This is a genomic window from Enterobacter sp. SA197, assembly GCF_054131575.1.
Map to the genome: position 1 here is coordinate 4,908,075 of NZ_CP096393.1, position 22,870 is coordinate 4,930,944.

The 22,870-nt window shown below is 51.8% G+C and carries 16 protein-coding genes and 1 tRNA gene; 11 read left to right on the top strand and 6 right to left on the bottom strand.

Annotated elements, in window-relative coordinates:
- Positions 1 to 2: 2 nt before the first annotated feature.
- Genes M1D91_RS23015 through M1D91_RS23025 form a run of 3 tightly spaced genes read left to right on the top strand, consistent with a single transcriptional unit; the run spans position 3 to position 5,484 of the window.
- Positions 3 to 4,001: a cellulose biosynthesis protein BcsC gene (locus M1D91_RS23015; RefSeq protein WP_437433315.1), complete on the top strand. Its 3,999-nt coding sequence runs from the start codon at positions 3 to 5 to the stop codon at positions 3,999 to 4,001.
- Positions 4,001 to 4,480 carry a cellulose biosynthesis protein BcsD gene (gene bcsD, locus M1D91_RS23020; RefSeq protein ID WP_437433316.1) on the top strand — a complete coding sequence of 160 codons (480 nt, stop codon included), beginning with the start codon at positions 4,001 to 4,003 and terminating at the stop codon, positions 4,478 to 4,480. Before M1D91_RS23015 ends, bcsD begins: the two co-directional genes overlap by 1 nt.
- 8 nt (positions 4,481 to 4,488) lie before the next feature.
- Positions 4,489 to 5,484 (top strand): glycosyl hydrolase family 8, encoded by a 996-nt coding sequence (locus tag M1D91_RS23025; protein ID WP_437433317.1) that lies wholly within the window; start codon positions 4,489 to 4,491, stop codon positions 5,482 to 5,484.
- Between the two features lie 194 nt (positions 5,485 to 5,678).
- On the opposite strand, the gene yicI is transcribed toward M1D91_RS23025, so the two are convergent.
- A complete protein-coding gene (gene yicI / locus M1D91_RS23030; protein ID WP_437433318.1) occupies positions 5,679 to 7,997 on the bottom strand; it encodes an alpha-xylosidase in 2,319 nt (772 codons plus the stop codon).
- 12 nt (positions 7,998 to 8,009) lie between these two features.
- On the bottom strand, positions 8,010 to 9,404 hold the full coding sequence (locus M1D91_RS23035) for a glycoside-pentoside-hexuronide family transporter (RefSeq protein WP_437433319.1): 1,395 nt from the start codon (positions 9,402 to 9,404) through the stop codon (positions 8,010 to 8,012).
- A gap of 285 nt (positions 9,405 to 9,689) precedes the next feature.
- Here M1D91_RS23035 and M1D91_RS23040 point away from each other — a divergent pair.
- The 3 genes from M1D91_RS23040 to M1D91_RS23050 all read left to right on the top strand — a co-directional run bounded on the left by M1D91_RS23040 (position 9,690) and on the right by M1D91_RS23050 (position 11,856).
- Positions 9,690 to 9,784 (top strand) — tRNA-Sec (locus M1D91_RS23040).
- A 251-nt stretch (positions 9,785 to 10,035) separates the two neighbouring features.
- On the top strand, positions 10,036 to 10,902 hold the full coding sequence (locus M1D91_RS23045; RefSeq protein WP_437433320.1) for a sce7726 family protein: 867 nt from the start codon (positions 10,036 to 10,038) through the stop codon (positions 10,900 to 10,902).
- A 78-nt stretch (positions 10,903 to 10,980) separates the two neighbouring features.
- Positions 10,981 to 11,856, top strand: a complete 876-nt coding sequence (locus M1D91_RS23050; protein ID WP_437433321.1) for a sce7725 family protein — start codon at positions 10,981 to 10,983, stop codon at positions 11,854 to 11,856.
- 245 nt (positions 11,857 to 12,101) lie between these two features.
- Here the strand turns inward: M1D91_RS23050 and M1D91_RS23055 are convergent, their stop codons facing one another.
- Positions 12,102 to 13,304 (bottom strand): hypothetical protein, encoded by a 1,203-nt coding sequence (locus tag M1D91_RS23055; RefSeq protein WP_437433322.1) that lies wholly within the window; start codon positions 13,302 to 13,304, stop codon positions 12,102 to 12,104.
- Between the two features lie 156 nt (positions 13,305 to 13,460).
- A complete protein-coding gene (locus M1D91_RS23060) occupies positions 13,461 to 13,652 on the bottom strand; it encodes a toxin-antitoxin system HicB family antitoxin (protein ID WP_437433323.1) in 192 nt (63 codons plus the stop codon).
- Between the two features lie 125 nt (positions 13,653 to 13,777).
- Between M1D91_RS23060 and M1D91_RS23065 the strand changes: the two genes are divergently transcribed.
- Positions 13,778 to 14,140, top strand: coding sequence for a SymE family type I addiction module toxin (locus M1D91_RS23065; protein ID WP_437433324.1), 363 nt, complete (start codon positions 13,778 to 13,780; stop codon positions 14,138 to 14,140).
- A 222-nt stretch (positions 14,141 to 14,362) separates the two neighbouring features.
- On the opposite strand, the gene M1D91_RS23070 is transcribed toward M1D91_RS23065, so the two are convergent.
- Complete coding sequence (locus M1D91_RS23070; protein ID WP_437433325.1) at positions 14,363 to 15,469, bottom strand: phosphoserine transaminase; 1,107 nt, start codon at positions 15,467 to 15,469, stop codon at positions 14,363 to 14,365.
- Between the two features lie 21 nt (positions 15,470 to 15,490).
- Entirely contained in the window at positions 15,491 to 16,633 is a 1,143-nt protein-coding gene (locus tag M1D91_RS23075) for an ATP-grasp domain-containing protein (RefSeq protein WP_437433326.1), read from the bottom strand.
- 529 nt (positions 16,634 to 17,162) lie between these two features.
- On the opposite strand from M1D91_RS23075, the gene M1D91_RS23080 reads away from it, so the two are divergent.
- The 4 genes from M1D91_RS23080 to M1D91_RS23095 all read left to right on the top strand — a co-directional run bounded on the left by M1D91_RS23080 (position 17,163) and on the right by M1D91_RS23095 (position 22,837).
- On the top strand, positions 17,163 to 19,043 hold the full coding sequence (locus M1D91_RS23080; RefSeq protein WP_437433327.1) for a flagellin N-terminal helical domain-containing protein: 1,881 nt from the start codon (positions 17,163 to 17,165) through the stop codon (positions 19,041 to 19,043).
- A gap of 668 nt (positions 19,044 to 19,711) precedes the next feature.
- Complete coding sequence (locus M1D91_RS23085; protein ID WP_457975879.1) at positions 19,712 to 20,437, top strand: fimbrial biogenesis chaperone; 726 nt, start codon at positions 19,712 to 19,714, stop codon at positions 20,435 to 20,437.
- Between the two features lie 472 nt (positions 20,438 to 20,909).
- Positions 20,910 to 21,602, top strand: coding sequence for a fimbrial protein (locus tag M1D91_RS23090; RefSeq protein WP_437434564.1), 693 nt, complete (start codon positions 20,910 to 20,912; stop codon positions 21,600 to 21,602).
- A gap of 509 nt (positions 21,603 to 22,111) precedes the next feature.
- Complete coding sequence (locus M1D91_RS23095; RefSeq protein ID WP_457975880.1) at positions 22,112 to 22,837, top strand: fimbrial biogenesis chaperone; 726 nt, start codon at positions 22,112 to 22,114, stop codon at positions 22,835 to 22,837.
- Positions 22,838 to 22,870 lie beyond the last annotated feature (33 nt).

Consider the following 22,870-nt stretch of genomic DNA (forward strand, 5'->3'; position numbering starts at 1 on the left):
GAATGACGATAAAAACCGCCCGCCGTTTGACGACGCTGTGCCTTTCCGGCGTCCTCACTTTCGGAACCCTGGGTCAGGCCCAGGCTGCACAAAACGACGCCGCACTGAAGGCGCTGTTCGATCAGGCGAATTACTGGCACGAAAAGTCCCATGATGACCTGGCGATGGAGTCGCTGAAAAAAGTGTTGATGGTGGATGCCAACAACACGCAGGCGATGTACCTGATGGCGCTGTGGACGCAGCAAAACGGCGATCTGCAAACGTCGGCCCAGTGGCGCGCGCGCCTGGCGCAGGTTTCACCCGGCGACGCCGGTTTACAGGCGCTGGATAACGCCAAACAGCTCACTCAGGTGCCGCAGGGTCAGTTGTCGCTTGCCCGCCAACAGGCCCGCAGTGGTAACGTCCCCGCGGCGCTGGCGACCTGGCGCAGTATGTTCAACGGTGAAACCCCGCCGCCAAGCCTGGCGCCGGAGTATTACCTGACGATGGCAGGGGACAAAGCGCTCTACCCGCAGGCCGTCGCGCAGCTGAAAACGTTCGTCATGCAAAATCCGCAGGACAATGCGGCCCGCATCGCACTGGGGAAAATGCTGACCTGGCGTGAAGAGACGCGCCGCGACGGTATTCTGCTGCTTGAGCCGATGGCCAGTGGCAGTAAGGATGCCGATGAGGGCTTACGTCAGGCGCTGCTGTGGCTCGGGCCGCAGGCCGGTGACGAGCGCTTTTATGACACCTGGCTGCAGCGCCACCCGCAGGATGCCGACGTTCAGAACTACTACCGGAAAAATATTGGTGGAGCCGCGAAAGGCGCAGGTTATACCGCGCTCAACAGCGGGGACGCCAGTGCCGCGAAGCGCAAGTTTGAACAGGTGCTGCAAACCAACCCGGATGACGCCGACGCGCTCGCCGGAATGGGTTATATCGCCCAGCGCAGCGGCGATTACAAAGCGGCTTCGCAATACCTGAACCGGGCGGCAAGCCAGGGTGGCGATGCCTCTGGCGAGCGTAAAGAGCAGGCTGCCGACGCCGCGTTTTATGGCCAGCTGGCTGAAGCACAGCAGACTTTAAAAGAGGGCAACATCAGCCAGGCGCTGGCGCTCTCCTCCCCGCTCGCTCAGGAGAGTGGCGAGCGCGGCACCGCCGCCAGGCTGTTCCGCGCGGACGTTCTGCGCCAGAACAAAGATTACCCGCAGGCCGAGCAGACGCTGCGCAGCGTGCTCAACGAGCAGCCGCAAAACGGCCCGGCGCGGGAAAACCTCTACTACGTGCTGCGCGATCAGAATAAAACCGACGAAGCGCAGGCCGTTCTGCGCACCCTACCGGCCTCGCTTCAGCAGCGCCTTGCGCCGCGTGCGGTCGCCGGTGCGCCGGGCGATCCTATCCGCCGTCAGGCTCAACAGCTTGAGGCCAGCGGCAACACCTCGCAGGCCATCAATGTGCTGCGTCAGGGCGTGGCCCGCGTGCCGGATGACCCGTGGCTGCGTCTGGATCTGGCCCGTCTGCTGCAAAAGTCCGGTCAGGAGGGCGAAGCCGCGACGGTGATGATCCCTGCCGGACGTGAAGGCGCAGGAGCAAACTCACTCTATGCCGCCGCGCTCTTTGCCAGCGAAAGCGGCGCCTGGCAGCAGGCTAACTCCCTGCTGGGGCGGATTTCGCCCGCCAGTCGCAACGGCCAGATGCGCGATCTCTCTGAGAGCGTGAACTACAACCTGCAGATGGCGACGGCAGAACGTTACCTCGCGCAGGGGAACATGACCGCCGCGTCAAACACCCTGAAAGCGCTGGCCAATCAGCCGCCGAAATCTCCGGCCGATGCCGGGAAACTGGCCCGTATGCTGGCCCGTACCGGCGACATGACCGGCGCCGTCGCGCTGGTGCGTGACAGCATGAAAGCGGGTGTGCAGGGTAACGCCGGGGACTATGCCGACCAGGTGGCCGTCCTGAATCAGGCGGGGCTGACCCAGGAAGCGCAGACCTTTATGTCCAGCCCGGAGATCCAGTCACGCAGTACCCCGGCACAGCTCGCGGGGGTACGTAATGGCTATGTGATTAACGAGGCGGACGAACTGCGCGAGAAGGGTAATTATGCAGCCGCGTATGACATGCTTATCCGCGCCCTGCAAAGTGACCCGCAGAATACCGACCTGATGTTCGCTATGGGCCGCCTCTACCAGACCGGCAAGATGAACAAAGAAGCGGGCGTGTTGTATGACTACCTGATGACCCGCGACTCCGACGATCAGGCCGCCCGCGTGGGCGCAATCGACGTGGCGCTGGCAGAAGATAACGTGCAGAAGGCCACGACGCTTGCCAGCGGCCTGCGTAGTGATAACTCCCCGGAGCGGATGCTGTTGCTGGCGCGCCTGGAAGAGGCCAAAGGCAACCATCAGCAGGCGATGACTTACCTGCGTAACGCGCGCGGCAAACTGGTTGGGCTTGAGTCCGGTAACAGCACCGGCACCCCGACCATCGGCGGCGTGCTGCTGGCGGATAACCCGTTTACCACCACCAGCAAAACCGCCACGCCGAACTCCATTTATGGCACCTCGCTGCCGTGGCAGGTGGCACAGCAGGCACGCGAGCCAGGCTCCACCCTGCCGGGCACCACCCGTACCGATCTGCCAATGGAAACTGCCCAGACCCGCACGCTGCGTCAGGTTGACGAAATGATGCAGCAGATGGACGAGAAGAACGGCATGTGGTTGCAGGGCGGCGTGGAAGTCCGTGGTCGCGACGGCGAGTCAGGTACCAGTAAACTGACGGAAGCGAAAGCGCCGCTCACCTGGTCCAGCTCACCGTTTGGCGATTCACGCTTCGAATTTACCGCCACGCCGATAACCTTAAGTTCAGGCAGTGCGTCGGGCGATGCCTGGCGGCGCTCTGGCGCGAACCCGCTGGCGAATGCGGTGAGCAATATCAGCGCGTCCGTCAGCAACGCCAGGAATTCGCCAGCCAACGATGGCAACCCCGATAAGTTTGACGACCTGAGCAACCTCGCAGACGCCAATAATCTGTCGCCGTTTACCGATAAGGGCTTCGACAGGCTGACCACGCTGCTGGGGGACACCAGTGATACCAGCCGTCTGCGCGCCCTGAGCCGCTCCAGCTATAAAGCGAACTACAACGACACCATTCGCTCCTCAACCGACTCGCAAAACGCCAGCGGCGTTGAGCTGAATATGGCGTTGAGTGGCGACAGCTATCGTATGGACATTGGCAGCACGCCGCTCGGGCAGGATCTGAGTACCCTGGTCGGTGGCGTGAAATGGTCGCCAAAACTGACCAATTATCTGTCGCTTATTTTCACCGGTGAGCGCCGCGCCATGACCGACAGCCTGCTCTCCTACGTGGGGCTGAAAGATACCTATTCCGGCCAGCGCTGGGGCCAGGTCACCAAAAACGGCGGCAACCTGCAACTGAGCTATGACGATGGTGACGCGGGCTTCTACGTGGGCGGCGGTGGTTACAGCTACCTCGGTGAAAACGTGGCAAGCAACACCAGCGTGAATGCCGGAGCCGGGGTTTACCTGCGTCCGTGGCATGACGATTTCCGCCAGCTACAGACCGGCTTAAGCGTCAACTGGATGAACTTCTCCAAAAACCTGAGCTATTACACCTTCGGCCAGGGGGGCTACTTCAGCCCGCAGAACTACGTCAGCGTGTCGCTGCCGGTCGACTTCTCGCAGAAAATCGACAACTGGAAGCTGAGCATTGGCGGGTCGGTGGGCTATCAGTCCTATACCCAGGATAAGAGCGACTACTTCCCGAACGATCCCTATGCCCAGAAGATGTTGCAGCAGCTGGCCGACCTGGGCTTCACCAAAGAAGCGCAGTACAAAAGCTCGTCGCAAAACGGCATTGGTTACACCTTCCGTGGCGGGGTGGATTACAACGTCAATAAAGATATGACCGTGGGCGGAAAAGTAGGTTACGACACCTTCGGCAATTACAACGAAAGCACCGCCGGGATCTATTTCCGCTATATGTTGGGAGACAAATAATGACATCGGTAACGGCGAATCCTTTGCTGCATACCTATTTTCAGGGGCAACAGACCCCGGCAGGCTGGTTTGATCTGCTGACCGTGATGATTGATGGCATGGTACGTAACGTCGGCGAAGCGGAGAGTCAGCCTTTTTTGCGCCAGATGGGCGAGGCAATGGCGGACCGCTTCCCGCTACCGGGTTCTGAGACCGTGGGCGAGCTGGAAGCGAACATCAATGCGAAGCTGGCACAGTTCAACTGGGGCTTTATCGATATCGAAGCCAGTGAGACCGGCATGAGCTTCCACCACCAGGCGCTGCCCGTCTCCCGCGATGAAAACAGCCAGACCCGTTGGTGCTACGCTTTTTGCGCCATACTTGAGGGGCTCTATTCCCGCTGGCTGCTGGGCCAGGGCGGCGGTTCGCACGTCGCCTTCAGCCGTGAGCGCCTTTATTCCGTGTCGGACGTGACGTTCCGCTACGCTAACCCACAATGAGTCTGTTTATGTTTAAACGCGTGATACCTGCAATGGTGATGATGGTGAGTGTGCTGTTTTCGTCGTTCGCCTCGGCGGGGCAAGCCTGGGACACCTACAAAGCCCGTTTCCTGATGCCGGATGGCCGTATTGTGGACACCGGCAATAACAATGTCTCTCACTCGGAAGGTCAGAGCTACGGCATGCTGATGGCGGTCGTCAACAATGACAAGGCCGCCTTTGACAGCATCTGGGGCTGGACCAACAAGACCTTGAGAAACAAAGACAACGGTCTGTTTTACTGGCGTTATAACCCGGTTGAAGCCGACCCGATCGTTGATAAAAACGATGCCACCGACGGCGATGCGGTAATCGCCTGGGCGCTGTTAAAAGCCAGCCAGCGCTGGAATGACAACAGCTACGCCACAGCGTCTGACGCCATTACCCAGGCGCTCATCAAGCATACGGTGATTAACTTTGCAGGCTACCGGGTGATGCTGCCAGGGGCGAAAGGCTTTAACCTCAACAGCTATGTGAACCTGAACCCGTCCTATTTCATCTTCCCGGCGTGGCAGGACTTTGCCAGCCGCAGTCATTTGACCGTGTGGCGTGACCTGATTCGCGATGGCTCTACGCTGCTTGGCAAGATGAGCTTTGGTCAGTCGCGCCTGCCCACCGACTGGGTGGCGCTCTCCGCCGATGGCAAACTGACGCCCGCCAAAGAGTGGCCGCCGCGCACAAGCTACGACGCCATCCGCGTTCCGCTCTATATCGCCTGGTGGAACCCACAGAGCACACTGCTCACCCCGTGGCGCGCCTGGTGGCAGGGCTACAACCGCAGCCGCACCCCGGCGTGGGTGAACGTGACCACTAACGACACCGCGCCCTACAACATGAACGACGGCCTGCTGGCCGTGCGTGATTTGGTGCTGAATGAACCCGTGAGCGAACCGCAGATCACGGCGCAGGATGACTACTACTCAGCGAGCCTGAAGATGCTGGTCTGGGTATCGCAGCAGAAGTAGTGTTGGTTTTGTGGGGTTTGGAGCCCTCACCCTAACCCTCTCCCCATAGGGGAGAGGGGACTGTCTTGTGCGGTTTGTAGCTAAATAGATCAGCCTCGACAGACTTTGATTTTCTGCCCTATCTGGCGCAGAACTGCACGGAACCGATTTTCCCCCTCGCCCCTTTGGGGAGAGGGCCGGGGTGAGAGGAAACCTTACAATTGCACCCGAATCTCACCGCCCTGCGGCGTAATCACCACGCCCCATTCGCTACCCGACTGCGAGCCGCCCTGCACGCCCGCCACCTTAGCAACATTACGCAGGCACAGCGACCAGTTGCTCGCTTCGCCTTCGCTCTGCACGCTTATCACCCCGACCTCGCGTTTCGCCCGTAAACGGAACTGCACCTTACCCTGCGCATCCGGCACTTCGCACATTGCTTCGTGCCCGTCCTCCAGCGCAAACAACTGGAATGCCGTGCCTTCATGCCAGGCGTAGTCCGGCTTCTGGTCGTTCTCACCGAGCGCCAGCAGCGTGTTGCCGCGCACGTACACCGGCAGGCTTTGCATATCATGAACCTGCTTATGCCAGCGGCTGCCCTGTACTTCGTCGTTGTGCCACAGGTGCGTCCAGCGCCCTTCCGGCAGGTAAAACTGCACATCGCCCGCTTCGCTGAACACCGGGGCCACCAGCACGCTGTCGCCGAGCATGTACTGGCGGTCGAGGTAGTCGCAGGCCGGGTCATCCGGGAACTCCAGCATCATGGCGCGCAGCATCGGCGTACCGCACTCGTTGGCTTTCGCCGCCTGACGATAGAGATACGGCATCATCCGGCACTTCAGCTCGGTAAAGTGACGCACCACGTCGCAGGACTCTTCATCGTAGGCCCACGGCACCCGGTAGGATTTGCTACCGTGCAGGCGACTGTGGCTGGAGAGCAACCCGAACGCGCACCAGCGCTTGTAAACATCCGCCGGCGCGGTGTTCTCAAAGCCGCCGATGTCGTGGCTCCAGAAACCAAAACCAGACAGCCCAATCGACAACCCGCCGCGCAGGCTTTCAGCCATCGATTCATAGTTGGCGTAGCAGTCCCCGCCCCAGTGCACCGGGAACTGTTGTGCGCCGACGGATGCCGAACGCGCAAACAGCACCGCCTCTTCCTCGCCTACGGTCTCTTTGAGCACGTTCCACACCAATTCGTTGTAGATGTACGCATAATGGTTGTGCATTTTCTGCGGATCGGAACCATCATGCCAAACCACATCCGTCGGAATACGCTCACCGAAGTCGGTTTTAAAGCAGTCGACGCCGATATCCACCAGCCCTTTCAGCTTGTCGGCATACCATTTACAGGCGTCCGGGTTAGTGAAGTCATAAATCGCCAGCCCAGGCTGCCACTTGTCCCACTGCCAGAGCGAACCGTCCGGGCGCTTGAGCAGGTAGCCTTTCTCTTTCAGCTCCTTAAAGACCGGGGATTTCTGCCCGATGTAAGGGTTGATCCAGACGCAGACTTTCAGCCCTTTGTCCTTCAGGCGGCGAATCATCCCTTTCGGGTCCGGGAAGGTCACCGGGTCCCATTCAAAGTCGCACCACTGGAAGGCTTTCATCCAGAAGCAGTCAAAGTGGAAGACGTGCAGCGGCAGGTTGCGCTCCGCCATGCCGTCGATAAAGCTGTTCACCGTCGCTTCGTCGTAATTGGTGGTGAACGAGGTGGTGAGCCACAGGCCGAAGGACCACGCAGGGGGTAAAGCAGGTCGCCCGGTGAACTGCGTGTAGCGGTTGAGCACCTCTTTCGGCGTCGGGCCGTCGATCACGAAGTACTCCAGGTACTCGCCTTCCACGCTGAACTGCACTTTGGAGACTTTTTCGGAGCCGATTTCAAAGGAGACGTTTTCCGGGTGGTTCACCAGCACTCCATAGCCGCGGTTGGTGAGGTAGAACGGGATATTCTTGTACGACTGCTCGGTGCTGGTGCCGCCGTCGCGGTTCCAGGTTTCCACCGTCTGGCCGTTACGCACCAGCGCGGTAAAGCGCTCGCCGAGGCCATACACCGTCTCGCCCACACCCAAATCCAGGCGCTCGAACATGTAGTTGCGCACGCTGTTGCCGTCCTGCACATAGCCGTTGTTTTTCGCCTGGCTGCCGGTAATGCGCACGCCGCTACGCAGAAAATCCAGCGACCAGAATTCGCCTTTGGTGACCCGCACGCTGAGGTTGCCGCTTTTCAGCTCGGCAAATGCAGCGGTGTTTTGCATCTCTGTTTTTACATCGCTCAGGACGTTGAGCGGATAGTGCGGGCCGTTATCGAGCGCCCCCTGGAAGTGCTCAATGCGCACACCCACCACACCTTCCTGCGGCGAGAAGAAACGCAGAGTGAAAAGCGGCGTGTCCAGTTGCCAGGTGCGCTCGCGCACATCACGCGGCGCGGCGTGAACCACCATCTCATTCCCCTGCTGCTCCACGTCGAACACCTGAATGGGGTGGATGAGGTTCAGCCCAGGCTGAATAAGCCAGTTTCCATCACTGATTTTCATAACAATGTCCTCTTAGTTTTGAAATTCTTTGTTCGCTGACACGTCCGCAAAATCCTGCTCGTTGCGACGCGCACCCTGCGCCAGTTCCGCCATCATCTTGATGAGGAACGGGGTTTTCAGCGTGTAGAAGCGTTTGGCGATAATCGCGCTCAGCAGGTAGCAGATGGCCGGAACAATGGTGAACAGGGCAATGATGATGCTGATGGTGGTGCTGTTCTGGCTGCTGGCCGCCGCGTCGTAACCGCCGCCTGCAAGCATCCAGCCAATCAGCGCGCCACCAAGGGCGAGGCCCAGTTTGAGCACGAACAGGGTGCCCGCAAAGCTGATGCCGGTGAGGCGTTTACCGTTGCGCCATTCGCCGTAGTCGACGGTGTCGGACATCATCACCCACTGAATCGGGGTCACAAGCTGGTGCAGCACACCAATCACGAAGATAAAGATGAACATGGTGATGTTGGCGGTCACTGGCACGAAGAACATCGCCAGGCTGACCACCGCCAGCGCGGCGTTGGTCCACCAGAAGACGCTGACTTTGCACTTCCAGTCGGTGAGCGGTTTTGCCAGCGCGGAGCCAATCAGGTTGCCCACGCAGTAGGTGGTGAGGAACAGGGTGAAGATGCCCGCGGAGCCCATAATCCAAGTGCAGTAATACATCATCGCGCCGCCGCGCACGCAGACGGCGAGGATGTTGAGGATGGTGAGCAGGCCGACGATGCGCCACTGGTCGTTCTGCCAGATGTCGCGCAGATCTTCACGCATCGGCGTGGTGCTCGGCGGCACCTGGATGCGTTCTTTGGTGGTGAAGAAGCAGAATGCAAGCATCATAAAGGCAACCACCGAGAGCACCGCAATGCCGCCCTGGAAGCCGAAGGCTTTGTCATCGCCGCCAATGAGGTTGACCAGCGGCATCATCAGCACGGTGGAGAGCATGCCGCCCGCCGTCGCCAGCACGAAGCGCCAGGATTGCAGGGAGATGCGCTGTTTCGGGTCGTCGGTAATCACACCGCCCAGCGCGCAGTACGGGATGTTGACCACGGTGTAGAGCAACGTCAGCAACGTGTAGGTGACGGCGGCGTAAATCAGTTTGCCGCTCTGGCTGAGGTCCGGAGTGCTGTAGGCCAGCACGCACACCAGGCCAAACGGAATGGCACCGAACAGTATCCACGGGCGGAATTTCCCCCAGCGGCTGCGGGTGCGGTCGGCAATCAGCCCCATGCAGGGGTCGGAGATGGCGTCCAGCGCACGCGCCAGCAGGAACATGGTGCCCACAAACCCGGCGGGAATGCCGAAGATATCGGTATAGAAGAACATCATGTAGAGCATGACGTTATCGAAGATGATGTGGCTGGCGGCGTCACCCATGCCGTAACCAATTTTTTCCTTCACTGAGATGATGTGCGAGTTCATGAAGATTCCTTACGCGCAAAGGTGCGCTGAGAATGGTTCTGAACGTTGTAAACCATCACCTTTTACGCAGGAATTGCGTTTTCTGGTTATCAAATTACGATTCTTGTTTTCTGTGATCGTGGTTCCGCAATTACCCAGAAAATGGTAACTCGCGGAAAAGGTAAGGATTTATCTCAAACGAGGGGAAATTCGCGAAGCAGAGCGAGAAAAAAGTGTGATGGGGGATATGGTTAGCACTTGAAAGTGGCTATAATGCGCCCCGCCTCCATGTAGCAATCGAGGCGCGGAAGATCGTCGTCTCCGGTGAGGCGGCTGGACTTCAAATCCAGATGGGGTCGCCAGCGATCCCGGGCAGGTTCGACTCCTGTGATCTTCCGCCAGTTTGTCTATATGCTTATTTAAATCCGTTTTTAATCATACAGTTAAGATTAAATCTTAATTCCTCTGCTTCCTCCACGCCGCTAGTACTTTCAATATTGCCTAATTTCATATGTTGGAAGCATTAGCAGAAATCATTAAAAAAAGTGTACGAGTTAATTGTAATAGTGCACTATATTTAGAAGAATAAATTGATATGAAAAATTTGGCCATAATCAATATGGTATATTACATCAGTCAGAGATTAGCTTAAATGAGTACGTCAGATTTAAAAGTGCTAAATGGCGTTTTTTCTAAAAATTTCATTAACCTTTTGATTGATGATCCAGTTTGTGCTTTATGGAAACTGAAAGCACTCACCCTAAAATTTAATATAGTATTAAATGAAAACACACCGCTGATCTCTTGTTCTTTAGATGGGATTTATAAAAAAATGCTCAAAGAATATAGAACTGAGTATATTTATAAAAATGCAATTGCTGAAAAAATAGTTAAAGGAAAGCATAAGTTATCTAAAAATTGCTATTTTGATACTGAGTTTAGAGTTAACTCTTCAATCGCGGATGTAATAATATCTAATGGTACCACTGTAGCATATGAGATAAAAACTGAATATGATTCATTTACCAGATTATTCAATCAGTTATCAGATTACTCTAAGGTTTTCGATAAGGTTTATGTCGTAATGCCCGACCATAAATATGAACTTTGGTCAAGTAACATAGATCCTGAATATGGTATAATGACATTGAGTAAAAGCTACACATTAAAAACAAAAAGAGAAGCCCAAAGTAATATATCAAAACTTGACAAGAGTTTGATATTTTCATGTTTGAGAAGAGATGAATACATTAATATATTCAAAACAGGAACAAATACAAACGAAATTAACGTCAAACCTATTGACGTAAAAAAAACCTGTAAAGATTATTTTCTAACACTCAGTAATGAAAAGGCTCATGACTACTTCAATGAATGCCTTAAAAAAAGAAATCTTGAAAGAGAATTACTTTCTCTTTCAGATTGCATCCCCAACTCTTTAACATCTGTAGTATTAACTACCTCTTTATCTAATAAAAGAAAAGGATTGTTAATTGATGCATTGATAGGGAATAATTGACATTAAATCTGGAGGATTTTATGTATTTTCCGCTACTCAGAGCAAAAAGAAATGAACTACTAGCATTAAGAGAATCCATTGGCATTAAGAATAATACCTATAATTGAGGCGGTTAACTCTACCACTTCAGATTTATTTCGTTGCCTAAACGAACTGGAGGAGAAAGGATCCAATCCAGTTATTATAGCTAATCCGCAAGTTGGTTTCTTTTCAAAAAACCAAAGAAAACTCAATGTATTAATTGATGAGATAATTGACATTAATCCAAATGTTTGTTTAGCATTTTGGTTGACAGAAGGTACCACATTTGAACAATTAGAAAATTTCTTTGGCAAATACAATAATCAAAACATATCTATTATTCACTCTGCTAGCAGTAAAGATTTAGAAGGTCTATTTGCATTAATAGGTCAATGCATTAATTTCAAATGGAATTTTTTTATAAAGGAAAAAACCGGGAGAAAATATCGGAGTCACTTTAATGATTACGATAATGTTCTTTTAGAAGATTCTTTTAATAAGTTAGACCGTAACGCTGATTATGATGAAGAAGAGTTTTTTAGCGATAATATATTTACTTTTGACCAAGAAAATTTCATAGGGGTCGGTGACTATACAATTCTTGGTTCAAAATATACTGAGAATGGTGGACCAGCTATAACAGCCGCAATTCACCTTACCTATGAGGAAGAAGAAGAAGAAGTATGGATAAAACATTTTCTTTCGGAGCAAAGAGATAAAGTTGAAGAAGATGGTTCAACATTAGTTTCTGAAGCCTTACCAAAATTGATAGAATTTCTGGAGGAGAATGAGAAAACCTTATCATTCTCACACGCATGCCAAGAGTTTAAGGATATTTATGATTCCGGCGAACGTACTAGTTTAGGAAAGATAAAGAAAATATCTATTAAACATCATATTGAACTTATGAATTACATTCTTAGCAACAGATAATTTTAATTTAAATTTGATAGTCAGTATTTATTTCATACTGACTATCAAGAAAAATCTATTATTTTTAAATACAGAAATCTAATCTTTAATATTTTTTATGTACAACCAATAGGTAAAAGATCTATTCCATATAAAAGAGCCTGCAAACAAAAATTGCACAATTTGATTAGAAAGCTATTACCTAGCTAGCACTATCCTATAGTAACTACATAATCAGCCTTTTTAATGATTAATAACTTTAAAAATCAAACATTAATAAAATTTGCAATTTCAGATAAATATGACAAAGATCTTTTAGTTTCTAATGAGAGTAAATTTTTATTCAATTCAGATGGATCGGAATTATACCTCGATACTGAATACTTTAATTTGCTCCTAGACTTTCTCAACTCACTTTTGAATGAATCCTCGATATTAGAATAGATCAAGTTATTCAACCTTCTCAGTGTTGAACCTGAATCACTTATAACCGTATCTTTGACTACATCTTTTTTAGAAACCTCATTAACAACTTCTTTCTTTACAGGATTAATTTCTCTAATTACTTCTGACTTTATTTCTTCTTGCTGAGAACCTGTTACGTTAATAGCCTCAATGTTATTTATCGCTTCATCGATAACTGTATTCATGTTATTTTTTAGACTAAGCAATCTCCTGTAATCTTCATAACTGATAAATCTATTATGCGCAATTACATTCCTTAATGTGTACAACATTTCCCACCACTTTATTATTTGTGCCTCTTTTGTATCAATTATTGATGAAAAATATCTTTCCCAATTACTTTTGGGAATAAATCCTTTAATATATTCAAGATCAATTGCATCATTAGACATAAGGATTCTTTGTAAGTCATTAGTTTTGAGAGTATTGTATCTTTCAAAAAGAAAATTAGAAAGCTGAATAAAATCAGTTTCAGATAAGAAGTTATTAAATTGTAGGTCAGCTTTCTTAGCTTCCTCATTTCTAATAGAGTTAATTACATCTTGCGGTGTATTCTCAGCCACCCAGTCCAACCCTACTTTAGCCGTCATGAAAAGGGTTATTAATTTCCTCATCTTATTCTCAATCTGGTTTATATGTCTATAACCATCAACAGAGAAGTCTAAAGAAACATCATCCCGCAACGTATTTAACTGAGAGTGTTTTATTTCCTTTATTGTGTCAATTAGTTCCTTATTGAAATCAATGAATTTTAATTTTTTATCATCATCATCTTTCTCTATATCAGGGGATAAAACTTTAATAACATAACTTCGACATTTATGATTAGAAGATTCTATTTTGCTAATAATTAAATTGTAATGTTCCTCGTTATAGGAAACAATATCACCCTCTTTAAAGATTAAATTTTCATTCCCTTGAATAATACTTTTCAAATGTTCTTTGTTTTGGCTTAACTTTATTTCCTCAGAAAATATAAGCAAATATTCTTTTACATATTCCATATGTGCCTCTTGAAGAACGGATAGTTTATTAATTTTATTTTTATAGATTTAAAAGACAAGCTAAGTTGTAAAAATAGTTTAATATTCTGAAAATTGTGTCATTCAAACGAATGATAACCTAATGGCCTACTAATTTTTCTTATGGACAAATTAAACCTAACCTTTTGGCTCAACCCCCTTCCCCCGCAACGCCTCTCTCGCCAGTTCCTTTAACCAACTGGCGAGACTGACTCCTTCTTCTGCCGCTACGGCATCAAGCTGTTCCTTCAGTGCCGGATCAATGCGCATTTTGAACTGTGGTGACTGACCGCCGCCTTTGGGTTTTTTTTCGCGCGATATGATTGACATGAGGCCACCTATTTTTTAATCTTATTCACATAGGGGGCCACCTAAACCACCTAATCAATCAACGCTCAAGCGGTGCGCGAACACCACCGGAGCGTCTAACCACACCAACTATCAAGGAGTTGATTATGGCTGATTTGCATTCTAACCTGGACATTACGACCACTGGAACCTCGCGTGAGTTAATTGTGGGATATCGCCCGAGAGGTCGTGATAAAAGTTCGCCGAGTTTGACGATTTCCGGCAAGTGGTTGCGGGAGGTGGGGTTCGATACCGGGCAGCATTACACGCTGCGCGCGATGAATGGTTGCATCGTGCTGACGGCTTTTACCGATAAAGAAGAGAAGCTCACAGCGGAATTAAAAGAAGCGCGTCAGTGGTTAGAGGGAATTAAAGCGGCGGTGCAGCCCGAGACACAGGGCGTGACGTCATTAACAGCCAAAGTCGCGCCCTTACCCGATCTGAAAAAACTCATCGAATTAGCCTACTGACAGAGTTAGCCGCCTGCGGATGTTCAAACTGGCAACGAGCTAATAAGCCTTAAACGAATTGTCGGATGGCGCTTCGCTTATCCGACCTACAGATATCTTCCGGCCTCGGAGTTCGGTTGTACCCAACCGCTAAAAAGTCGGGTAACACTGCGCTTACCCGACCTACAAATACTTACTCCCACTCAAACAGAACCTCCCTGTCCCGTCTTTTCACCACCCCGCTTATTTGCGGTGGCGGCGCTGGAAGTCCTGCATAAAGTCGGCGAGTTTCTCAACTGCCGTTACGCTCAGGGCGTTATAGATTGATGCGCGCACGCCACCGATGGCGCGGTGGCCTTCGAGACCGGAGAAATCTGCGGCACGGGTCTCTTCGAAGAACGCGGCTTCAATCTCTTTGGTCGGCAGGGTGAACGCCACGTTCATGTCGGAACGGTGCTCAGGTGCGGCCCAGGAGTGATAGAAATCGTCGCTGTTGTCGAGAATGCTGTAAAGCAGGTCAGCTTTCACGCGGTTGATTTCACCCATTTTTTCCACGCCGCCCACATCGTTGAGCAGCCAGCGGGTCACCAGCAGCACCACGTAAATGGCGAAGACCGGCGGGGTGTTCAGGTTGGAGTGCGCTTCAATCTGGCGACGGTAGTCGAGGAACGCAGGCAGCTCTTTGGTGCCCGCCTGCACCACGCTGTCGCGGATCAGCACAATGGTCACGCCTGCCGGGCCGATGTTCTTCTGCGCATGGGCGTAAATCAGGGAGAACTTGTCCGCTTCGCACGGTTTGGAGAGGAAGTCAGAAGACATGTCACACACGCGCGGCACGTGGTCGTGGCCCAGCACGCGGTTGAATTGCAGGCCTTCCACCGTCTCGTTGGAGACATAGTGAATGTATGGCGCGTCCGGGGAGAAGGTCACTTCACCCTCGTCCGGCAGACGACGATAGCCGTCGCTCTCACCGCTCCAGACCACTTTTACCGGGCCTTCGCGCATCGCTTCGGTGACCACTTTGCGGCTCCAGTAACCCGTTTCCAGGTACTCGGCGGCGTGCTTTTTGCCACGCAGCATGGTCATTGGGACCTGGGAGAACTGCTGGGTCGCGCCACCTTGCAGGAACAGGATATGGAAATCATCCGGCAGGTTAAGCAGCGTGCGAATGTTGTTTTCCGTTTCGCGCACCACGTTTTCAAACCACGCGGAACGGTGGCTGATGCCGAGGATGGACAGGCCCACTTCCGGCACGTTGATGATCGACTGCTGAACCTGGTTCAGAACCACTTCCGGCAGCGCGCCCGGCCCACCGGAGAAGTTAAGGGCGTTCTTTGGATTTAATGACATAAGTTTTCCACTGTACTCAAATTAATGACCAACCCGCGCTAACAGCAGGTTGCGAAATGCGTTAATGACTTTGCTCATGTGAATCTGTTTATTCGGGAACAGCACCTCATCGTCCATGGCGTGAATAACCATCGCCGGATCGATTTCAAACACCAGGAACTGCCCGTCTTTGGTTTCTGCGCAATCAATCCCGAGGTAATCCAGGCCAGTGCGCTGGTAAATAGCGTCCAGCGCGGCCTTATGACGCTCGGTAAAATCGGCAAAGGTATTTAAAAATTCGGCTTCTTCAGCACGTTTGGCGGCATCTTCATACATACCCGCATTGACGTAGTGAATCATCCAGTGCGACGAAATGCCCATGTGGCAGGCGTAAGGCTTGCCGTCGATCAGCACCACGCGGAATTTGCGGAACTGGCCGTCGTCGCCGCTGTAATCAATAAATTGCGACAGGAAGAAGACCGGCTCATTCAATTCGGTAAGGTAAGTCGCCACTTCAGCAGGGGTATCGAGCTTTTGTAGCCCGTGGCCGCCGTGGGTGCCTACCGGGCGCACAATGATGGGAAATTGATGTCCGGCGGCTACGTCCGAGAGCATCATGCTGCCTGCGGCAACCTCTTCCAGTTCGCGACGGGTCACATGCAACGCCGGGCTGATTTGCAGGCCGGGCGCGTTTTGCAGCAGCAGGCTGGCGGTGTTGCGCTCAGACGAGAACACAAACTGCGGCGCGTTAATCACAGGCTGCGGCCAGCCGGCGAGTTTGTGCTCCAGACGATTAATAAGCTCGCGGGTCTCATCGCTGGCACCGATGGCGACCATCGTCAGATCATGCTCTGGAATGGCCCAGGCCAGCGGCTCTGCGCCGTGCGGATCAACGAAGTAATAGATGAGGTCGACGTCGCTGTTTTCCAGCAGACAGTCGATCGGCACGTTAGCAGACAAGTTACCCGGCACCACCAGCATCAGCAGGCGCAGTCTGGCAGGCTGAAGCGCTGCGGGGCGCACGTAAACGCGCTGTTGCGTCAGCGCCTGCTCCTGAATGGTCAGCCCGAGCTCTTCGTGTTTGAGGCTCATCATTGCGGTGGAGAGATTCATCCACAGCATGGCGTCGTCGGGGTTGTCCTGCGCCTTCGCAATCATCTCCTGGGTATGGGCAGTGAAATCCATGCCGGCAATGCTCATACGCAGAAAGGGTGCGAGTCCGAAATAAGTGGCCGCTGGGGGGAACGCTGCTTCGGACGCGGGCAACGTGTCGGCTGACGCTGGAGTATTCAATCGTCAATTCTCTTTTTGGAGGAGGAGTCCCGAAGCTTCGCCTGGTAGCGGCGAAAGTTTCAGTCATAACCGCACCATTAAACCAGCAGTCAAGAAAAGCTAAACGCCAATTATCCTCTGTTTTTGGATGCATTTCGGAGAATTTGCCCGCGAGAAGGGGCTGCAGGGCAGGGGCAAAGGCCATAGCGGAGGAAATACTTAGCGTCCTACCAATTTTAGTAGATCCCCCTTTAAACCAACTGCAAAAACTACTTAAGTTATAAAACCCAACACAATATGCTACAAGAAGCGTAGCGGGATTTTATTGGCAGTTTTTTTATCTGCAACAACAGTGAAGATTTAACCTAATCAAAATTATCTCCTTAAAGTTCGCAAGGCGTTGCCGATAACCCCTACCAGGGATTACTTCGTGAGCAGGCTAATGATCAGTCTCAAAACTAACCTTCCATCGCTAAACGCCCAAAACCAGGCGGCTAAGAGCAAATCTGAACTTGATGCCTCCATTCGTCGACTGGGTTCCGGGCTGCGCATTAATAGTGCCAGCGACAACGCGGCCGGGCAGGCGATTGCTAACCGTCTCGCCAGCCAACAAAGCGGGCTGTCGCAGGCGAAGCGCAATGCGGGTGATGGACTGTCGATGGTGGAGACGGCAGAAAGTGCGCTCGATGAAATCAATAACCGTCTGCAGCGCATCCGTGAACTGGCGGTGCAGGGGCTGAACGGCATTAACTCGCAGGAAGATTCAGACGCCATTCAGGCGGAGATTAACCTCAACCTGAAAGCCATCGATCAGCTCAACTCCACCTCGAACTTCAACGGCATTCCTTTGCTGGATGGCAGCGCGGGCAAGATGGGGTTCCAGGTGGGTACACATGATAATGAGAAAATCGACCTCGATTTGTCGTCCCCTGGCTTCAGCGTGGATGAACTGGGGCTAAAAGATCTCATCATCAGCGGCCTCAGCGGGAGTGTCTCTGACGTTAATAATTACGTGGGAAATGCCAGTTCGATGTCGCTCAGCAACCCCGCTATTAGCGTGAGCTATTCCACCACCTTAACGTCCCCTCAGCTGGTCAGGGGCACCGATAATCTGTATTACATTAAAGGCAATGATGCGAACGGCAAACCGGCCTATTACCATGCGAACTACTCTGCAAGCTGGGACACCCAGACCGGTACCGGCGCTATTTCAGTCAGTGCTACCAGTAGCACAGCCGCCTACAATGCAGCGGGCCAGATCCCTTCCCGTGCCATCACCACCCTTAATGTGTTCGACACTAACGGCGCGGTGGTCAGCGGCAGCACGCTGACCCAGGATAACGGCCAGTATTATATTCAGCAGGGCGATACCTACTTCCCGGCCAGCCTGACGTTTGGGCCATCCGGCTCGGTAACGGCGCAGATGACCAGCGCGACCGGTAAGGAAGACTTTGAATTTACCACCCTACCCACCAACGTCACCGCCACGCCCGCGGTGGACAGCAGCACGGTAGCCTCGACTTTTACCGATGCCAATGGCAACGCGGTAGCGGGCAGGCTGATGAAGTCCGGCAGCCTGTACGTGATAGAAGTGAATAACGGCGGCAATTTGCAGTATTACCCCGCCAGATTTACCGCCACCTCGAACGGCACCACGACCTCGTTAAGCGTCACCGCTACCAGCACCACCCTGGCAAACAGCTTTACCCCGGTCACCAGCGTCAGTGGTACATCCTATGTGACGCTCGACCCGGCAAAAGTGCAGGTCAATTACACTGACGCCGAAGGCAAAACCTTTAACGACGTGCTGCGCCTGGACAGCGACGGTAACTACTATATGGATCTGCCCGGCAGCGGCACATCCAAGACCGCCACCCTGGTGGTTCGCAATACGCCAACCAGCCCGTATTTGCTGAAAACGCTCAACGGCGTGGGCGATGTGCAGATTTATTACACCCCCAGCATGTTTTCTAACACCGATACCGCCACCAACCATACGGTGATGACCATTTCCGAGGTAGGTTCAGGAATTCGCCTGCGTCACCCGGATGACCCGCTGGCCACGCTTGACCGCGCTATCAACCGCATCGATACCCGTCGCACGCAGTTGGGTGCCGTGGCGAACCGTCTTGAATCCGTGCAGAACCTTCAGGACAGCGCCACCAGTGCCATCGCATCAAGCCGTTCCCGCATTGAAGATGCCGATTATGCGACCGAAGTGTCGGCAATGAGCCGTGCGCAGATTCTGCAACAGGCCAGTGCGGAGATGCTGATTAAAGCCAATAGTACGCCAGAGCTGGTGCTGGCGCTGCTGAAGGGGTAAGGGCGGTGTTGGCGGTTTAATATTGTGGTCGCATCCCCCCCTCACCCCAACCCTCTCCCTCAGGGAGAGGGAGCCGTGAGTGCCCTGACTCAAGCACCCTATCGTTCCCTCGCCCTTTAGCTTCAGCCCACGCCGTACCGTCTCCTCGCCTCGTAGCCTCAGCCCACACCGTTCCGCCCCCTCGCCCTTTAGCCTCAGCCCACACCGTTCCGCCCCCTCGCCTCGTAGCCTCAGGCCGCACCGTACCGTTCCCTCGCCTCGTAGCCTCAGGCCGCACCGTACCGTTCCCTCGCCCCTCCGGGGAGAGGGTTAGGGTGAGGGGCCGTTTTGCCCCTCTCACGCCCTCAGGGCAGATCAGGCCATCCGCAAAGGAAAATCAATTTTTTCGAGGCTGAATACTCTCTTATGGTCACCAGCCTCATTTTTGGAAACTAAATTTTTTCCTAAAACGTTTTGTATTTACTGTCAAAATAAAAACCCGTTCCTATTATTACGCCGTCATGTAACCTGAAACAGGAAAAATAACGGCAAAATATTAATTTCACCAATACATCCAAATACACATATCCACTCTATAAATATTTCCCACCCAATATTTATACTTTGCCCCGGTTTCGCCCTGTAAAAACGAGAGCCACACAATTCACCCCATAAACGGGAGAGTGGGTATGAAGGTTCTCTTTTCCGCCTGGCTTATTTTTGTCGCGTCTGTGACCTCTGCCCAGGCGGGCATTCAGATTAACGCCACACGGGTCATCTACCCTGCCAGCAAAAAAGAGGTTACGCTCGGCATCACTAATGAAGCCGACACGCCGCGTCTGTTGCAAATGTGGATTGACAGCGGTAACCCGGATGCCAGACCGGAATCAGCAAAAATTCCCTTTCTGGTCACCCCGCCCATCTCCCGCATTGACCCCGGAAAAGGGCAGACATTACGCATCATATTTACCGGTGGCGTCCTGCCTGCCGATCGTGAATCCGTTTTCTGGCTGAATATTCTTGAGGTCCAGCCAAAGTCCGGCGTTAGCAAAGAGAACAGCGACAGAATTAAATTTACGGTCCGTTCCCGACTCAAGGTTTTTTACCGACCAACCGGACTGCCGGGCTCACAGGGTGATGCCGCCGCGCAATTACGCTGGCGGCTGATTAGTCAGGGTAAGGGCTATGCCCTTGAGTGTGATAACCCCACCGCCTGGAACGTCTCTTTTCATGATGTCCGGCTGAAAAGTGCCTCTGCCGTGGCGGACGCAAAGCAAAATGGTATGTGTCCGGCAAAAGGGAAGAAATTATTTCCGGTTAAGGAGGTGATGGCGCCTCGTTCCGGCAGAGTGCTATTTACCACGATTGATGACTATGGCGGATATAAAGAGGGTGAGTCCGGTTATGGGCCTTAATAAATAAAATCTTTAAGGAAAACCCATCAAAATCAGAGCGGCACATTATTTAAGAAAATAGGAAATCAAGGATGAGAATAATTTTCCAGGTCACGCCAGTTATTAATAAGACCCTGCTCATTAATATAATCCGAGGTAGTAAATGAATAAATTAATGTCACCCATCCTGTTTTCTGTCGGATTTATTTCATGTACGCCTGAATGTTGGGCGGATTGCAGCACCCTGAATCCTCAATCCTATGAAAGAACGCTACCCTCTTTCGTAATATCAGTCCCCAAAAATAGTGTGCGCGGGCCTGTTGGAAACGTTATGAGTCTTGCTGATGGTCCCTCCTCAAGCGTTAGCTGTAACGCAGGCAATGTAAATATGAAGCTACAGTTGGGCACAACAATGACACCTTCAGATTACGACCCCACTGTATATAAGACAAACATCCCTGGAATCGGCATCAAGATTTGGAGTAACTGGGTCATGACAAGTGGATGGCCCAGCGGAACGCCAATTGTTACGCTAACTGATATTCCGCAGTACTGGTACTCCTGGCCTGCGAGTGCGACAAGTGCAGAAAACCGTATTGCAGGAATCAACGTACAGTTTTACATCATCGGCCCCGTATCTTCAGGAACAGTAACGCTGCCTTCACCTATGGTGGCTGCATGGGCTAACACCGGTACCGGAGATACTGGTGCAGTTCGCTATAGCGAGCTCAGGATAAATAGCGGAAATGTGGTCGTTAAAGCTGCAGCATGCAAGACGCCGGATATTCAGGTTGATCTGCAGAAACATGCCAGTACGGAATTTACCGCCGTTGGCACAACCAGCCCTGCAACGCCTTTTAATTTTGAAATTAAGAACTGCGATCCTAACATCAACTCAGTCAATTACACATTTAAGCCAGGACCGGGGGTCACTCTGGTCAGTGCCGGAAACAACGACCAGCATATCACGCTGGACAGCACCTCATCCGCCAGCGGCGTGGGTATTCAGGTACTGGATGCCTACGACACGCCTGTTCCTTTCAATACAAAAATCACTTACGGCGGCTATAACAAAACCACCGGCGGGAGTTATACCATCCCCATGAAAGCGCGTTATATCCGTACCGGTGCCATTTCTGCCGGAACGGCTAACTCGGCCGTGGAATTCACCATGACGTATGAGTAGGGAAGTTCCCTGTTCGAATGCGGGAAACAGGCAAGATTCCGCATTGAAAAAAGATGAAATGTGCCGGGCGAGGCTGCACTCATCCGGCTATCCACGTCAGCCTAAAGCAAGAAACGAGAAAATATATAAACAAAAACTATGAATTAATATTAAAACATTCATTGGCGCAAAATTAATATCAATAAAAATGATTATGCATTTAGGGAGTGTGGAGGAATTAGAAAAATAATACTTTGTTTTTTATATAATTATCACCACCACACACTTAAGCCGCTCATAAAAATACCCACCACGCATTCCATTAAAAATGCAAATCCTTTCCCGTCTCCAAACAAATAACCATTTGAAGCGGCATCCGGTTTTTTGTACAATCCGCAAAAATAATATTATTCAAGTGATAAATTTATCCAGCTCATTTATAAGCATACAATTATTCACCTTACAAATAAAAATTACTTTAAGTTATATGCTGGCACGAATATCAAAAAGTTTATTCATTAGGGATGTGTATGAATCATCTTGCTTACCTGCTTTCTGCTTTGCTGTTCTTATCAGGAATCGCCCAGGCGGGCATTCAGATTAACGCCACAAGGGTCATCTACCCTGCCAGCAAAAAAGAGGTTACGCTCGGCATCACTAATGAAGCCGACACGCCGCGTCTGTTGCAAATGTGGATTGACAGCGGTAACCCGGATGCCAGGCCGGAATCAGCAAAAATTCCCTTTCTGGTCACTCCGCCCATCTCCCGCATTGACCCCGGAAAAGGGCAGACATTGCGCATCATATTTACCGGCGGCCCCCTGCCTGCCGATCGTGAATCCGTTTTCTGGCTGAATATTCTTGAGGTCCAGCCAAAGTCCGGCGTCAGCAAAGAGAACAGCGACAGAATTAAATTTACGGTCCGTTCCCGACTCAAGGTTTTTTACCGACCAACCGGGCTGCCGGGCTCATCGGGTGATGCCGCCGCGCAATTACGCTGGCGGCTGATTAGTCAGGGTAAGGGCTATGCCCTTGAGTGTGATAACCCCACCGCCTGGAACGTCTCTTTTCATGATGTCCGGCTGAAAAGTGCCTCTGCCGTGGCGGACGCAAAGCAAAATGGTATGTGTCCGGCAAAAGGGAAGAAATTATTTCCGGTTAAGGAGGTGATGGCGCCTCGTTCCGGCAGAGTGCTATTTACCACGATTGATGACTATGGCGGATATAAAGAGGGTGAGTCCGGTTATGGGCCTTAACAAATAACAATATTTACGGAAGGAAGAGAACAG